The sequence below is a fragment of the Nocardioides sp. BGA-UO-ETr-FS32 genome (assembly GCF_059567905.1).
Genome location: NZ_JCAQOX010000013.1, coordinates 787,423 through 802,994 on the forward strand (window position 1 = coordinate 787,423; position 15,572 = coordinate 802,994).

Below are 15,572 nucleotides of genomic sequence, written 5' to 3' on the forward strand. Positions count from 1 at the left end.
CAGGCGCACCCCCTCAGAGCAGCCCGAGGCCCCGCGCGTGCCGGCGTACGGCGTCCGAGTCGGCCGCCAGCACGAACGGCACGTCCGAACCCCATGCGTCCGACACCTTCTCCACGCGGCCGTCGCCCGGGTCGAGGCGTACCTCCCGGATGTAGACCGCGAGGACCCGGCCGGGGTGCTCGCGCACGATGTCGGCGTAGATCTGCGGGTCGTGCTCGCCGGAGTCGCCCAGCAGGACGAAGGGCAGGTCCGGGTGCAGGTCGAGGACCTCGCGGATGCGGTCGTGCTTCTGCTCGCGCCCCGCCCAGGTGCCGAGGAGGTCGCGCAGCAGCACGGGGCCGAGCGGGAAGCCGCGGTGGCGCAGGAACTCCACGAGGAAGGCGTGCAGGTTCCACGGGCTGGAGGACACGTAGAAGACCGGGTTCACGCCCGCGGTGAGATCCTGGTAGAGCTCGACCGCTCCCGGGAACGGCGTGCGGGTGAGCGAGGAGCCGGTGAGGGTCTGCAGGATCATCCGGCCAACCCGCTGGACGCCGGTCTGGAGGATCGTGTCGTCGACGTCCGAGATGATCCCGAACCTCGCCTCGGGCGGCGGCACGCTCACCTCCACCGGCGTCGTGTGCGGCTCGGCCACGCCGCGGTAGTCCCCGCGGAGCTCGACGGTGCCGCGGGTCCACGGGCTCTGGAGGGCCTGAGGCTCGGTGGGGACGCGGACCAGGAAGTAGCCCTCCGCGTCCGTGACGGTGTCGACGACGACCCCGGCCACGCGGACCGCGAGCGGGACCCCGGGCAGGTCGTTGGTCAGGAAGTGGCGCACGGTGCGTCGTACGGCGGGTCCCACGCCCTCCCCGTCCTCGGCCTCGGTCGCCAGCGGGTTGTCGAGGACGCGTCCACGGACGACCGCTCCGGCGGGGCCGCCGTGGCCGATGTAGGCCTCGATCCGGAAGTGCTCGGGCAGCCTGGAGCGGGCCCGGCGCAGCCGGGCTCCGTCCCATGCGCGCTCGACTGCGACGACCACCCTGCGAACGTCCATGGAGCAACCGTATGCGTGCGCCCGATTCGACATGCCGGCGAGATCGTGTTCTGGTGGATGTGCCGCAGGCAGTGTCCTCGCCGTTGTGCGAGGTGCCTCCCGTCGCGAGGTGATGCACGCCGCGGCCCGTCGCCCCCAACCCCCGTGAGGTCCGAAGCACGTGCGTGCCACCACCACACCCGCCCTGTCCGCCCGCTCCCTGTCCGCCGGTCTCGCCGTAGCTGCCCTCACCCTGGGCCTCGTGCCCGGCAGCGCCGCCGCCGAGGAGACCCGCGAGGCCGTCGCCGTACGCGTCAAGGTGGCCGACCAGCCGCCCGTCGAGGTGGCGACCGTGCCCCGGGTGTGGCCCGGGCAGCTCCTCGAGACGCAGGGCGTCCCCGTCGACGGCAACGACCTGGTCGACGTCGTCCGCGACGGCCGCGAGGTCTCCGGCAAGCGCAAGCGCCTGCGCCAGGGTGACGTCGTACGCCTCACCGACGTGGTCAAGGAGCGCAAGACCAAGCGCGAGCGGGTGCGCCGTGGCATCGTCGAGGTCCCGACGACGAAGCTCGAGCCCGGCAAGCGCAAGGTCGTGCGTGAGGGCCGTGCCGGCGTCCGCAAGGTCGTCGCGGTCAAGATCCTCCACAACGGCGAGCCGGTGAAGTACCGCGTGGTCAAGAAGAAGCTCGTCCGGGACCCGCGCCCGCGCCGCGTGCTCGTGGGCCGCAAGCCGTACGCCGTGGCAGGTGCCGACGGCCTCAACTGGGGTGCCCTGGCCAACTGCGAGTCGGGCGGCAACCCGCGCGCGGTCAACCCGGCCGGCTACTACGGGCTCTACCAGTTCGACCTCGGCACGTGGCGCAGCGTCGGCGGCTCCGGCCTGCCGACCGCCGCCTCGGCGGGCGAGCAGACCTACCGCGCGAAGCTGCTCTACAAGCAGCGCGGCCGCTCGCCGTGGCCCACCTGCGGCCGCCTGCTCTGAGGCTGCAGCGTCACACCGTGCGGGCGCGCACCATCCGCAGCACCTCTTCGGAGCGCTCGGTGAGCGCGCTGACCACCACGGGCGCTGCCCGGGCGGCCGCGACCTCGCGGGCGCGCGCCACCCACGCCTCGTCGACCGTGTACACCGGGAAGAGGCTGGCGGTCAGCGCGAGACCGGGGATCATCCCGCCCTCGTGCAGGGTGGGCAGCGCCTCGAGGTAGCGCTCGGCGTAGGGAGCCAGCACGTCCTCCTGGCCCGGTCGCCAGAAGGCTGCCGCCACGGTGCGGGTGGCCTGGATGGGCACGGTCCGCTCCACCATCGCGGTCCACGCCTCCTCCTTCGCCTCGGCAGAGGGTGAGCTCGCGCGTACGCCGAGCGCCCGGACCCAGGCGTCGGGGTCGGGGTCGCGCTCCTGCAGGGCCTGCACGGCGTCGGTGTCCACCTCGCCGAGCACGGCCCGGCGCTCCAGGGCGTACCACTGCAGGTCGACGTCGTCGCCGGCCAGCTCACGCGCGGCGGCGAGGTCGTCCTCGCCGGTGGCGGTGCGCACCAGCGTGCGCAGCGCCGCCTGCCGGGACACCCCTGCCTCCACCAGGCGACGTGCCGCGGCAGCGACCTGTGCCTCGAGGTCGAGCCGCTCGGACTCCGGTGCCCACCGCTGGGCGGCGGTGAGGGCGAGCTCGAGGCAGGGCTCGGCGAGCGTCTCCACGGTCTCGACCCGGAGCACGTCGGTGAGCGCCCCCACGGCGTCGGCAGCCGTGGCGTCGGCGTTGGACAGCATGTCCCACACGGTGGCCATCGCCACGGCCCGGGCCAGGGTCGTGGGCAGGCCAGAGGGGCGGCTGACCAGCACCTGCCGGCCGGCGGCGTCGGGCCGGGTGGTGGCGAACGTGGTGTCGTCGTGGTTGACGAGGTAGAGGTCGGCCTCGGGCAGGCCCTCGACAGCGGTGCGCTCGCCGACCACCTCCACGCGGACGGAGCCCACCTCCTCGAGCGCCTCACCGGCGCGGCGGTAGGCACCCACGCCCACCACCTGCGGGTGCGGGGCGCCGTGGGCGCCAACGGCGGTGAGCACCAGGCCCTCGTCGGTGTGCTCGAGGCCCAGCCGGTCGACGCCGGCGGTCTCCAGCCAGGCCGTACGCCACGGCTGGAGGTCGCGGCCGCTGGCCTGCTCGAGCGCTCCGACGAGGTCGTCCAGGGTGGTGTTGCTCCACGCGTGCTCGGCGAAGTAGGCGCTCATGCCCACGCAGAAGGTGTCCTCGCCCACGAAGTGCATGAGCTGCTTGAGCACCGCCGCGCCCTTGGGGTAGGTGATGGAGTCGAAGATCGACTCCGCGTCGGCCACGGTGGGCACGGGCTGGCGGATCGGGTGGGAGCTGGGTCCCTGGTCGGCGAGGTAGGCGTTGAGCTTGTCGTCCACGAGGTTGTTGGCGGCCGTGTCGCCGTAGGCGGTCGCCCGCTCAGCGGCCCACATGCAGGCGAACTCGGCGAAGGCCTCGTTGAGCCAGAGGTCGTCCCACCAGCGCATCGTGACGATGTTGCCGAACCACATGTGCGCCATCTCGTGCAGCAGCACGTTGGCGAACACCTGCCACTCGCCGGTGGTCGGCTCGTGGCGGCGCAGGACGCTGTCGGCCCAGGTGACGCAGCCGTAGTTCTCCATCGCGCCACCGAACTCGGGCAGGAACACCTGGTCGTAGGTGCGCTGCGGGAACGGCATGCCGAAGCGCTCGCCGAAGAACTCGAGGCCCTGCGCGGTGAGCGTGAACAGCTGCTCGGCGTCGCGCTCCAGCGCGGTGGCCAGGGTCTGCCGGGCGTACAGGCCGAGGTCGTGGCCACCGACCTCCTGCCGCACCTCGACGAACGGCCCGGCCACCACGACGGGGTTGTACGTCGACAGCGGCGGCGTGGGCTCGAAGGTCCAGCGCCGCCCGCCCTCGACGTCCTCGACCAGCGGGTCGCCGGAGTTGCTGACCACGGTCCATGCCGCCGGTGCGGTGACCGTGAACGCGTGCGGTGCCTTGAGGTCGGGCTGGTCGAAGCAGGCCCATGCGTAGCGCGCCTCGTCGGGCTCGAAGCTGGTCCACACGTAGACGTTGTCGTCGCCCGGGTCGACCGCGCGGTGCACCCCCCGCCCGTGCGTGGTGTCGCTCTGCACGGTGGCGACGACCAGCTCGTTGTCCTCGGCGAGGTCGGCCAGCGCGATCCGCCCCTCGTGTGCCGGGGGAAGCGGCTTGCCGTTGAGCGTGGCCGACTCCACCTCCGCGCAGCAGTCGACGAACGTCGACGCCCCGGCGGTGCTCGTGAACCGCACGGTGCTGACGGCCCGGAAGGCGGGCCCGTCGACCAGGTCGGTGAGGTCGACCTCGATGTCGTAGGAGGTGACCGCCAGCAGGGCCGCGCGGGTGACGGCCTCCTCCTGGCGAAGGCTGCGGACGGGCACGGCAGGCGCCTTCACTGCCCGACCCGCGTCCGCACCTCGTAGAGCTCGGGGAAGAAGGTCAGGCTCAGCGCACGTCGCAGGAAGTCCACGCCCGACGACCCGCCGGTGCCGACCTTGTGGCCGATGACGCGCTGCACCACCTGGAGGTGGCGGAAGCGCCACTGCTGGAAGGCGTCCTCGATGTCGACGAGTTCCTCGCACGTCTCGTAGACGCCCCAGTGCTCGGCGGGCGCGGCGTACACGGCCGCGAAGAGGTCCACGAGCTCGTCGTCGGTGGTGTGCGGCTGCGACCAGTCGCGCTCGAGCAGCCGCTGCGGGACGGCGTACCCCTGGCGTGAGAGGTGGGCGAGGAACTCGTCGTAGAGCGACGGCTCGTGCAGCAGCTCCGTGAGGGTGGTGCGGGCCGTCTCGTCGTGGGAGAAGACGTCGACCATGTCGGCGTTCTTGTTGCCGAGCAGGAACTCGACCTCGCGGTACTGCGCGGACTGGAAGCCCGAGCTGGTCGCCAGGAACGGCCGGATCTCGGCGTACTCGCTCGGTGTGAGCGTCGCGAGCACCGACCACTGGTCGGTGAGGGTGTGCTGGATGTGCTTGATGCGCGCCATCCGCTTGAGCGCGGGGGAGAGGTCGTCGGTGCGCAGGAGTGCGCGGGCCGAGCGCAGCTCGTGGACCATCAGCTTGAGCCACAGCTCGCTCGTCTGGTGCTGGACGATGAAGAGCAGCTCGTCGTGCTGCGGCGGGTCCGACAGCGGCTGCTGCGCCGAGAGCAGCACGTCGAGACGCAGGTAGTCGCCGTAGGACATGGACCTCGAGAAGTCCGTCTGGATGCCGCCCTCGAGGTCGCGCTTGTTGGGTGTCCCGCCCGTTCCTTCTGACATGGCTGCAACCTATCCGTCATCGCGGTCGGTGGCCTCGTCTACCGTCGCACCATGCCCGAGTCGTCCGCCGAGCGCACCCGCACCTGGGTGCCCGACTGGCCGTGTGCGCCTGCGCAGGCGCTGCGACCGCAGCGGCGCGGCGCGGGGGACCCGACGCAGCGGCACCTCGACGACGGTCGCATCTGGCGTGCCATGCGTACGCCCGCGGGCCCGGCGTCGCTGTGCGTGCAGCCGCGACCGTCGGCCGGCGAGGTCGTCGGCCGGGCCTGGGGACCGGGCGCGGAGTGGGCGCTCGACCGGATGCCCGCGCTGCTCGGCGCCGACGACGACCCGACCGGCTTCGAGCCGCACCACCACCCCGAGGTCGCCGAGGGCTGGCGCGCCCACCAGCACTGGCGCATCGGCCGCACCGGCCTGGTGATGGAGTCGCTGGTGCCCTCGATCCTCGAGCAGAAGGTGACCGGCAAGCAGGCGTTCGGCTCGTTCCGCGAGCTCGTACGCCGCCACGGCGAGCCCGCGCCCGGGCCGGTGGCGCCGCTGCGGCTGATGCTCCAGCCGACGCCGGAGACGATCGCCGCGATCCCCTCGTGGGAGTGGTTGCGCCTCGGCGTCCAGCCGGCCCAGTCCCGCACCGTCGTGACCGCGTGCCGCCTCGCCGCGTCGCTGGAGCGCGTCACGGAGGTGTCCGCCGACGAGGCCGACCGGCGGCTCCGGTCGGTCCGGGGGATCGGCGTGTGGACCAGCGCCGAGGTCCGCCAGCGCGCGCTCGGCGATGCCGACGCCGTGAGCTTCGGCGACTACCACCTCGCCAACTGGGTCGGCTGGGCGCTCGTCGGCCACGACATCACCGACGAGGAGATGGCCGCGCTGCTCGAGCCCTACCGGCCGCACCGCGGCCGGGCGGCGACGATGGCGGTCGCCGGCGGCCGGTCACGCCCGCGCAGGGGACCGCGGATGAGCGTCCCGACACACCTGCCGACCCGCTGACGCCCAGGTCGGCGCCCCGGTCCAGACCCCCAGAAATGGTGTCGCCGCCCGCCGCGGCCCGGGAGTAGCGTCGATCGTCATGGGCGACACGGACCCCGTCCTGCTGCTGGCCACCACCGACGAGACGTCTCGGGACGTCCTCGAGTCAGAGCTGCGGCACCGGTACGGAGGCGACTACGAGGTCGTCGTGTGCGCCGACTACGGCCACGCACGGGCAGTGCTCGAGGGCCTGCGCCGGTGGGAGCGGCAGGTGGCCCTCGTGATCGCCTGCTACGGACCCGAGGACCGCGACGGCCTGGACTTCCTGCGCCGCGCCTACTCGCTGCACCCCTCGGCGAAGCGGGCCGTCACCGGCATCTGGGGTGACTTCGCCAGCACGAGAGAGGTGTTCGCGGCCATCGGCCACGGCCATGCCGAGCTCGTGCTGCTGCGGCCGGAGCGACGGCGTGACGAGGAGTTCCACGGTGCCATCACCGACACGCTCGACGACTGGCACCTGGCCCAGGGCATCGGGTTCGAGGCGGTGCGGATGATCGGCGAGCAGCGCGACGAGCGCACCCACGCGCTGCGCGACCAGTTCGGCCGCAACCACATCCCGGTCGGCTTCCACCAGGTGGGCACCGAGTCGGCCAACCGGCTGCTCGCCGGGCTCGGCCTCGCCGACCCGGAGCTTCCGGTGCTCCAGCTGGCGTTCACCTCGCCACCCACCACTCTGGTCGCGCCGACCGACCTCGAGATCGCCGACGCCTTCGGGCTGATGGGTCCGATGCCGACCGACCACGTCTACGACGTCGTGGTGGTCGGAGCCGGCCCCAGTGGTTTGGCGGCGGCGGTCTACGCCTCCTCCGAGGGGCTCTCGACGATGGTGGTGGAGCAGCACGCGGTCGGTGGCCAGGCGGGCACGTCGTCGCTGATCCGCAACTACCCGGGGTTCGCCCGAGGGGTCAGCGGCGCCCACCTCGCCTACCGGTCGTTCCAGCAGGCCTGGGCCTTCGGCAGCGAGTACTCGTTCCTGCGCGAGGTGCAGGGGCTGGGCACCGACGGGGGCCTGCGTACGGTCTCCATGTCCGACGGCAGCGTGATCCGCGCCCGCAGCGTCGTGATCGCCACCGGCGTCGACTACCGCATGCTCGACGTGCCGTCCCTCGAGCGGCTGGTCGGGCGCGGTGTCTTCTACGGAGCCGCGGTGTCCGAGGCGCCGTCGATGGCCGGGACGGAGGTGTACGTCGTGGGAGGCGGCAACTCGGCCGGGCAGGCCGCGGTCCACCTCGCGCGCTACGCCCACCAGGTCACCCTGCTGGTGCGCGGGCCGTCGCTCGCGGCGAGCATGTCGGACTACCTCATCTCACAGCTCGAGGCGACCCGCAACGTCGCCATCCGCTACCGCACCGCTGTGCTCGACGGACGCGAGGAGGACGGCTGCCTGGCCGGGCTGACCCTGGGCGACCCGCACGGGCACTCGCGCGAGGAGGTGCCGGCCGGCGGGCTGTTCGTGCTGATCGGCTCGGTGCCGCGGACCTCCTGGCTGCCGGACGAGATCGCGCGCGACGAGGCGGGCTTCATCCGCACCGGTCAGGACGGTCGGCTGCTGCTGGAGACCAGCATGGAAGGCGTCTTCGCGGTCGGCGACGTCCGTTCGGGCTCGGTCAAGCGGGTGGCGACGGCCGTGGGCGACGGCGCCACCGTCATCGCCCTGCTCCACGGCTACCTCGCCGCGCACCCGGCCCCGACCGCATGACGCCAGTCACGGGCGCACCGGTCACCGGGGCGATGCGTCGGCTGCTGGTCGTGGCGGCCGTGTTGGTGTTCCTGGCCGGCTTCCAGCTCACGGTCTTCCCCACCCGCACGGCCGACTGGTTCTCGTGGACCATCGACGTGCCGATGACCGCGGTCTTCCTCGGGGCGGCCTACTGGGCCAGCGCCGTTCTCGAGGTGGCGGGAGCGCGCGCGGCGCGTTGGGGGCGCGCCCGGCTGACGGTGTGGGCGGTCCTCGTCTTCACCACGCTGACGCTGGTGGTCACGCTGCTGCACCTCGACAAGTTCCACCTCGGCGCCGAGCACCCGGCCACCGCCCGTGCAGTGACGTGGGGCTGGCTGGCGATCTACGCCGGCGTGCCGGTGCTCATGGTCCTCGGCCTGGTCCGTCAGCCCCGCACGGCGCCGTCGCCCGCCGACGGCGTACGGCGGCTGCCGCGCACCCTGCGCGTCCTCCTCGGCGGTCTCGCGGCGGTGCTGCTGGTGTCGGGCGTCGCCCTCCTGCTCGCCCCGGAGTGGGCTGCCGCAGGCTGGGCGTGGCCGCTGACGCCACTGACCGGACGGGCCGTGGGCGCCTGGCTCGTCGGGCTCGGCTGGGCGGCCGCGCACGCGTACCTCATCGACGACACCGACGACGTGCGTCCGCTCGGCCTCACGGGCGCTGCCTTCGTGGTCCTCGAGACGGTCGCGCTGCTGAGGTACGGCGACGCGCTCGACTGGTCGGGGTGGCAGGCCCTGGTGTACGTCGTGGGGCTGGGGTGGATCGCCGTCGTCTCGGCGTGGATCCTGCTGCTCAGAGCAGCGGGCGCAGCGGCGCGAGGAAGCTCTCGGTGAACTTCCGGTTGAGGTCGCGCGCCTCCCACTCGTCGAGGGTCAGCTCGAGGCAGTTGGACTCGTCGGTGCGGAAGACCTCCTCCATCACCGCGGCGAAGGCGGGGTCGATGACCTCGAGGTTGATCTCGTAGTTGCCCTGCAGGCTCAGCCGGTCGATGTTGGCGGTGCCGACCGTCGCCCAGCTGCCGTCGATGGTCGCGGTCTTGGCGTGCACCATCGCGTCCCGGAAGCGGAGGATGCGCGCCCCGGACCGGAGCAGCTGGCCGTAGTAGCCGCGCGAGATCCAGTCGGCGACGATGTGGTTGGACTTCAGCGGCAGCAGGATGCGTACGTCGACGCCGCGGCGTGCGGCCTCGGCGAGCGCGTCCACGAAGTCCTGGTCCGGCAGGAAGTACGCCGTGGTGAGCCAGATGTTGCGGCTCGCCCGGTTGATCGCCTCGAGGTACATGCTGCGGATCGGGAAGTTCCACTGCCGTGGGATGTTCTTGTGGATCCGGATCTGGGGGTCCCAGTCCGACGCCGTCTCGATCAGGAGCGGTCGTTCGTTGCGACGCAGCCGGTGGTGGCGGTTGAGGTTCCAGAAGTCGGCGAACGCCCGCTTCATGTCCCAGACCCCGGGGCCGGTGATGCGGACGTGGGTGTCGCGCCACTCGGTGGCGTAGGCCGAGCCGATGTTGTAGCCGCCGAGGAAGGCGACCTCCTCGTCCACGACCAGCACCTTGCGGTGGTTGCGGCCGTAGCGCCGCAGGTCCCACACGCGCAGGCCGGCCGTCCACACCGGGTAGCGCAGCACCTTGAGGGAGGGGGGGAAGCGCTTGAACGCGGGCGAGACCACCATGTTGGCGAAGCCGTCGTAGACGCAGTGCACGTCGACGCCGCGCGCCGCGGCCGCGGTCAGGGCGGTCTTGAACTTCCACCCGATCTCGTCGCCCTTCCAGATGTAGGTCTCGAAGAGGATCTGCTTCTTGGCACCGTCGATCGCGGCCAGCATGTCGTCGTAGAGGTCGCGTCCGAAGGTGTACGTGGTGATCTCGCCGTCACCGACCGGGACGGTGTCGGGACCGGAGACGGGGAAGGGCTTGGGCTTCTTGCCGCGGCGGCGGTAGGAGTCGACGAGCGAGAGCGCGATCGCCACGCCGAGCTGGAGCCCGAACAGCCCGAGCAGGGTGCGCCGCAGGGCGGTCAGCGTGCGGGCGACGGTCACGGGCTCAATCTAGCCACGGGACCCAGCGACCGTGTGGCGCGACGCGGCTGGGGTCGTCACCCTCGACCGCGTGCGCTAGCCGGCGAGCCCCAGCGCGGCGTACCGGTCGACGTCGCACGGCTCGTCGGACAGCACCCGGAACAGAGCGGCCCGCAGCATCGCCTGCCGCTCCACGCCGCTGCGCCACCCGTCCAGCGCCGCGGCCGGCGCTCCGTGCCAGAGCACGGCGTCGAGCACGCAGACCGCCTCCGCCCACAGCGGCGGGCGCCACGCAGGCGAGAGGTCGATGACGAACGGCACGCCCGACGCGTCGAGCAGCACGTTGCCCGCCAGGTCGGCGTGGACGAGCTGCTCGCGGCCGAGGTCGGTGTCGTCGAGGCCCGCGGTCAGTGCGCGCACGAGGTCGACGAGCCCAGGTTCGGGCCGCCCGGCTGCGGCATGCTGCGCGGCGTCGACGTCGTACGCCTGTCGCTCCGCCTCGGCCCAGCGGCCGGTGCGGGCGTCGAGCCCGGCGGGGCGTTCGGGGACCGAGGTCGCGAGATGTGCGTGCAGGAGGTGCGCGGCGGCTCGCAGGGTCGGCAGGTCGCGGCACGGCGTCGTTCCCGGCTCGAAGCGGGTCGCCGCCCAGCCGTCCACGGTCAGGCTCCCGTCGCGCGCCGGCACCGGCAGCGTGAGCCGGAGCGACCGGGGTGCCGCCTCGTCGAGGCGTACGGCCAGCCTGGCCTGGATCGGCGCCAGCCACGCCTCCGACTCGTCATGACCGGGCGACAGGACCAGGTCGCCGGCCCGCCAGCTCGTTCCCTGTCCGCCCGGCAGCGGCTCCAGCACGCCCTCGGCCGCGAACAGGTCGAGCACGCGGTCCGGCGGCTGGGCGTGGTGGGGCACGACGCGAGCGTAGGACGCCGCTGTCGGTGCCTCCCCGTAGGCTCGACGCATGCGTCCAGTCACCGATCTCCAGCGCCGGGTGGCCCCCTTCAAGGTGGTCTCCGACTACCAGCCCTCGGGCGACCAGCCGGCCGCGATCGAGGAGATCGTCGAGCGGGTCAACGGCGGCGTCCAGGACATCGTGCTCCTCGGCGCGACCGGCACCGGCAAGACCGCGACGGTCGCGTGGGTGACCGAGCAGCTCCAGCGGCCCGTGCTCGTGCTCCAGCCCAACAAGACCCTGGCCGCGCAGTTCGCCAACGAGCTGCGCCAGCTGTTCCCCGACAACGCGGTCGAGTACTTCGTCTCCTACTACGACTACTACCAGCCCGAGGCCTACGTCCCCCAGACCGACACCTACATCGAGAAGGACTCCTCGATCAACGAGGAGGTCGAGCGGCTGCGCCACAGCGCGACCAACAGCCTGCTCACGCGCCGCGACACGATCGTGGTGTCGACGGTGTCCTGCATCTACGGCCTCGGCACCCCCCAGGAGTACGTCGACCGGATGCTGCGGCTCAAGGTCGGCGAGGAGCACGACCGCGACTCCGTGCTGCGGCGGCTCGTGGAGATCCAGTACACCCGCAACGACATGTCCTTCACCCGCGGCACCTTCCGCGTCCGCGGCGACACCCTCGAGATCTTCCCGGTCTACGAGGAGCTCGCGATCCGCGTCGAGTTCTTCGGCGACGAGGTCGAGCGGTTGATGACGCTGCACCCGATCACTGGCGAGGTGGTCTCCGACGACACCGAGCTGCACGTCTTCCCCGCCACCCACTACGTCGCCGGCCCCGAGCGGATGGAGCGGGCGATCAAGGGCATCGAGCTCGAGCTCGAGGACCAGCTCGCCACCTTCGAGAAGCAGGGCAAGCTCCTCGAGGCCCAGCGCCTGCGGATGCGCACCACCTACGACATCGAGATGATGCGCCAGGTCGGCTCGTGCTCGGGCATCGAGAACTACTCGATGCACATGGACGGCCGCACCCGCGGCAGCGCCCCCAACACGCTCCTCGACTACTTCCCCGAGGACTTCGTGCTCGTCATCGACGAGTCCCACGTCGCGGTCCCGCAGATCGGCGGCATGTACGAGGGCGACATGTCGCGCAAGCGCAACCTCGTCGACCACGGCTTCCGCCTGCCCAGCGCGATGGACAACCGCCCGCTGCGGTGGGAGGAGTTCGTCGACCGGATCGGCCAGACGATCTACCTCTCCGCCACACCGGGCAACTACGAGATCGACCGGGTCGGAGGCGTCGACAACGCCGTCCAGCAGATCATCCGCCCGACGGGCCTGGTGGACCCCGAGGTCGTCGTCAAGCCGACCAAGGGTCAGATCGACGACCTGATCCACGAGATCCGCACCCGCGCCGACAAGAACGAGCGCGTCCTGGTCACCACGCTGACCAAGAAGATGTCCGAGGACCTCACCGACTACCTCCTCGACGCCGGCATCCGCACCCGCTACCTCCACTCCGAGGTCGACACGCTGCGCCGCATCGAGCTGCTCCGCGAGCTGCGGATGGGCGAGTACGACGTCCTCGTCGGCATCAACCTCCTCCGCGAGGGCCTCGACCTCCCCGAGGTGTCGCTGGTCGCGATCCTCGACGCCGACAAGGAGGGCTTCCTGCGCTCCGACAAGTCGCTGATCCAGACCATCGGCCGCGCGGCGCGCAACGTGTCCGGCCAGGTCCACATGTACGCCGACAAGATCACGCCCTCGATGGAGAACGCGATCGGCGAGACCAACCGCCGCCGTGCGATCCAGGTCGCCTACAACACCGAGCGCGGGATCGATCCCCAGCCGCTCCGCAAGAAGATCGCCGACATCACCGAGATGCTCGCCCGCGAGGACGAGACCACCCAGGAGCTGCTCAAGACCTGGGCCGACGTCGGCCAGAAGGGCCGCGCCGGCGGCGTGAAGGCCGGCAAGTCCCCGACGCCCGCCCTGTCGCGCATCCACGCCGAGGCGCCCGACACGGCCGGCATCCCGAGCAGTGACCTCGCGGTGCTGATCCAGGAGCTGACCGACCAGATGAAGACCGCGGCGGCCGAGCTGCAGTTCGAGGTGGCGGCGCGCCTGCGCGACGAGATCAGCGACTTGAAGAAAGAGCTGCGCCAGATGATGGAAGCGACGAAGTGAGGAAGGGGCGCTGAGCGAGGAACGAGCTCAGAGCGTCCCTGACGAGCGAGGAGCAGCGCGAGCGCAGCGAGCGCCGGCGACGCGCTGAGCGCTTGGCCGCCTCAGAACTCGTCCGGGCGACGCCTGAGCTCCTTCTCCTGCTTCTTCTCCAGCCGCCGGGCGTGCTCGTCGATGATGTCGCGCTTGTTCACGATGACCCGCGCGAGGTTCATCAGCGCGAACCCGATGGGGAAGAGCGGCCAGGGGAACCCGCCCCACATCGTGACCGCCCAGATGGTCCAGAGCAGGGCGGAGAGGCCGATCAGGCCCAGCAACGCCTCACGTCGGTCGGCCTGCCACTTCCGGACGGCCTGCTGGTGGATGTCGCCGGCGCCCGGTCGAGGTGCTCGCGCCACCGGCAGGTCCTCGACCAGCGGCACGAGGTCGCCGAGCGTACGGCTGGCGAGCGCGGCGTCGGTGCGCTCGTCGTACTCGGCACGGGTGATGCGTCCCTCGGCGAACGCGTCGGCGAGGACGGTCTCGATCACGGCGCGGTCGCGGTCGGACGCCCGGATCGACCGGTTGGCAGGACTGCGCGGATCGTGGTCGAACTGTCGCCACACCTCGATCTCCGGCACGGTGCCAGCATAGGCACGGCATGCCGACGGCGGACGGGAGATCCCGTCCGCCGTCGGTCGTGCGTCAGCCGGTCAGTGCCTCAGGGGCAGCTGGTGGTGGTGGAGGTCTGCGCTGCAGCCAGGGCCGCCTGCGCGGCGGTGAGGGCGGTCTGGGCGGCGGCCTTCCGCTTCTTGGCCTTCCTGACCGCCTTCTTGGCCTTCTTCACCTTCTTCTTGGCCTTCGCGATCTTGGCCTCGTCGTCGGCCTTCACGGCCTTCTTGAGCGCCTTGCGAGCCTTCTTGAGGACCTTCTTGGCCTTCTTGAGGGTCTTGGCCGCGGTGGCGTACGTCGCGGTCGCCGTGGTGACCGTGGCCTGCGCGGACGCGACCGAGGTCTGGGCGGTGGTGCAGGCGACGGAGGCGTTGTCGGTGAAGGCGACGGAGTCGATGCCGATGTAGTCGCTGTTGTCGCCGCTCGGGCCGCCCTCGGTGACGTAGTAGCGGAAGGCGACGCAGCCGGACACGTTGGTGGTGCCGAGCCCGGTGAGCGGCATGCTGTACTTCGTCCAGGTCCGCGGGTAGCCCTCGACGGTGAGCGTCGGGTTGATCGTGCCGAGGACGGTGGTGAAGTCACCGACGCCGTCGGCGGTGGAGCCCGGGTTGCAGGAGCCGTTGGTCGACATGCGGACCTCGAGGCGGTCCGGGTAGGCGGTCGCGGTCAGCGTGCGGGTCCAGAACTCGAAGACGTCGGTGCTGCTCAGCGAGGTCTGCCGCGGAGTGATCAGCCAGTCGCTGATCGTCGCCAGGTTGGCGCCGTCCTGGAAGTTGGCGGCGAAGAACGAGTTCGGCGTGCCGGCCTGGGCGGTGAAGTCGCCGTCGGTCACACCTTGGCTCCAGCTCTGGGTGCCGAGGGGCGAGCTGAGGTTGACGACCTGCCAACCGGTGGGCACGGTGCCGCTCTCGAAGCCCTCGCTGAAGGTGGCGGCCTGGGCCGGCTGGGCGGTGGTGACGGCCAGTGCGCCGGCGACGAGGCCGAGGGCCACCGTGCGGGCTGTGCGTCGGAACAAGGACATGCTGGATTCCCCCTGGGAAGCTGGTGCGCCGGACCCCCGTGGCGGGCGCGTCAGGCGCGACACTAGGGAGGACGGGCGGGCGCCGCAGGAGAATCCGAGAACCTCACCGGAAGGTGGGACCCGCAGGGGTGAGGACCGCATTCGCGGCGGGTCGCTAGCGTCGCGGCATGAGCACCCCCATCGACCTCGGCAGGCCGGTCTCCGGCGACGTCATCGACCTGATCCTCGAGGACCACCGCCGCTTCGAGTCCCTGCTGCGCCAGCTGCGCGACAGCTCCTCGGACCGCGACGCCGTGCGCAAGGCCCTCGCGGCCCTCCACGTCGCCCACGCGGAGGCGGAGGAGCAGCACGTCTACCCCACGCTGCGCCGCAAGGACGCGATCACCGAGCACGAGGCCGAGCACGGCGAGGAGGAGCACGCCGAGGGCCACGAGGCCATGCTCAAGGTGCTGGAGCTCAAGGGCACCGACACCCAGGCCTTCGACGACGCCGTGGAGGAGCTCGCCACCGCGCTCAACCACCACCTCACCGAGGAGGAGCTGACCATCCTCAACCCGGCACGGGACGAGGTCGGCGAGCAGGTCCGCGCCGAGCTGGGCGTGGCCTTCGCGACCGAGCGCAACAAGCAGCTGGACGCCGACTGCGGCAGCATCGACAACGTCCGCCGTATCGTGCAGGAGGCCGAGAAGGAGGGCCTCCTCGACGACGAGGAGGACGAGGACGACGACTGACTGACCGGCCTCG

General features: G+C 71.7%; 13 protein-coding genes. 6 read left to right on the forward strand and 7 right to left on the reverse strand.

What is annotated here, in order from left to right:
* Window positions 1-13 precede the first annotated feature (13 nt).
* The gene (locus AC57BS_RS08995) at window positions 14-1,033 is read right to left on the reverse strand and encodes an App1 family protein phosphatidate phosphatase (protein WP_496411085.1); all 1,020 of its coding nucleotides are present in this window, start codon (window positions 1,031-1,033) and stop codon (window positions 14-16) included.
* A gap of 160 nt (window positions 1,034-1,193) precedes the next feature.
* Between AC57BS_RS08995 and AC57BS_RS09000 the strand changes: the two genes are divergently transcribed.
* Window positions 1,194-1,994: a resuscitation-promoting factor gene (locus AC57BS_RS09000; protein WP_496411086.1), complete on the forward strand. Its 801-nt coding sequence runs from the start codon at window positions 1,194-1,196 to the stop codon at window positions 1,992-1,994.
* A gap of 10 nt (window positions 1,995-2,004) precedes the next feature.
* Here AC57BS_RS09000 and pepN read toward each other — a convergent pair whose 3' ends face one another.
* Entirely contained in the window at window positions 2,005-4,437 is a 2,433-nt protein-coding gene (gene pepN / locus AC57BS_RS09005; protein WP_496411087.1) for an aminopeptidase N, read from the reverse strand.
* Window positions 4,438-4,448: 11 nt separating this feature from the next.
* On the reverse strand, window positions 4,449-5,315 hold the full coding sequence (locus tag AC57BS_RS09010) for a tryptophan 2,3-dioxygenase (RefSeq protein WP_496411088.1): 867 nt from the start codon (window positions 5,313-5,315) through the stop codon (window positions 4,449-4,451).
* Between the two features lie 51 nt (window positions 5,316-5,366).
* Between AC57BS_RS09010 and AC57BS_RS09015 the strand changes: the two genes are divergently transcribed.
* The 3 genes from AC57BS_RS09015 (at window position 5,367) to AC57BS_RS09025 (ending at window position 8,891) form a co-directional block, all read left to right on the forward strand.
* The gene (locus tag AC57BS_RS09015) at window positions 5,367-6,302 is read left to right on the forward strand and encodes a DNA-3-methyladenine glycosylase family protein (protein ID WP_496411089.1); all 936 of its coding nucleotides are present in this window, start codon (window positions 5,367-5,369) and stop codon (window positions 6,300-6,302) included.
* A 79-nt stretch (window positions 6,303-6,381) separates the two neighbouring features.
* Window positions 6,382-8,040, forward strand: a complete 1,659-nt coding sequence (locus AC57BS_RS09020) for an NAD(P)/FAD-dependent oxidoreductase (protein ID WP_496411090.1) — start codon at window positions 6,382-6,384, stop codon at window positions 8,038-8,040.
* Window positions 8,037-8,891 (forward strand): hypothetical protein, encoded by an 855-nt coding sequence (locus AC57BS_RS09025; RefSeq protein WP_496411091.1) that lies wholly within the window; start codon window positions 8,037-8,039, stop codon window positions 8,889-8,891. The genes AC57BS_RS09020 and AC57BS_RS09025 overlap by 4 nt, the downstream gene beginning before the upstream one ends.
* Here the strand turns inward: AC57BS_RS09025 and AC57BS_RS09030 are convergent.
* On the reverse strand, window positions 8,851-10,095 hold the full coding sequence (locus AC57BS_RS09030) for a phospholipase D-like domain-containing protein (protein ID WP_496411092.1): 1,245 nt from the start codon (window positions 10,093-10,095) through the stop codon (window positions 8,851-8,853). The two genes, AC57BS_RS09025 and AC57BS_RS09030, sit on opposite strands and share 41 nt — an antisense overlap.
* A gap of 75 nt (window positions 10,096-10,170) precedes the next feature.
* Window positions 10,171-10,980, reverse strand: a complete 810-nt coding sequence (locus tag AC57BS_RS09035; protein ID WP_496411093.1) for a hypothetical protein — start codon at window positions 10,978-10,980, stop codon at window positions 10,171-10,173.
* 49 nt (window positions 10,981-11,029) lie between these two features.
* Between AC57BS_RS09035 and uvrB the strand changes: the two genes are divergently transcribed.
* Window positions 11,030-13,159, forward strand: coding sequence for an excinuclease ABC subunit UvrB (gene uvrB, locus AC57BS_RS09040; protein WP_496411094.1), 2,130 nt, complete (start codon window positions 11,030-11,032; stop codon window positions 13,157-13,159).
* A gap of 101 nt (window positions 13,160-13,260) precedes the next feature.
* On the opposite strand, the gene AC57BS_RS09045 is transcribed toward uvrB, so the two are convergent.
* Both AC57BS_RS09045 and AC57BS_RS09050 read right to left on the reverse strand, forming a co-directional pair.
* Entirely contained in the window at window positions 13,261-13,776 is a 516-nt protein-coding gene (locus tag AC57BS_RS09045) for a DUF1707 SHOCT-like domain-containing protein (protein ID WP_496411095.1), read from the reverse strand.
* Between the two features lie 80 nt (window positions 13,777-13,856).
* Window positions 13,857-14,828 carry a choice-of-anchor J domain-containing protein gene (locus AC57BS_RS09050; protein ID WP_496411096.1) on the reverse strand — a complete coding sequence of 324 codons (972 nt, stop codon included), beginning with the start codon at window positions 14,826-14,828 and terminating at the stop codon, window positions 13,857-13,859.
* Window positions 14,829-14,995: 167 nt separating this feature from the next.
* Between AC57BS_RS09050 and AC57BS_RS09055 the strand changes: the two genes are divergently transcribed.
* Complete coding sequence (locus AC57BS_RS09055) at window positions 14,996-15,559, forward strand: hemerythrin domain-containing protein (protein WP_496411097.1); 564 nt, start codon at window positions 14,996-14,998, stop codon at window positions 15,557-15,559.
* Window positions 15,560-15,572: the final 13 nt, after the last annotated feature.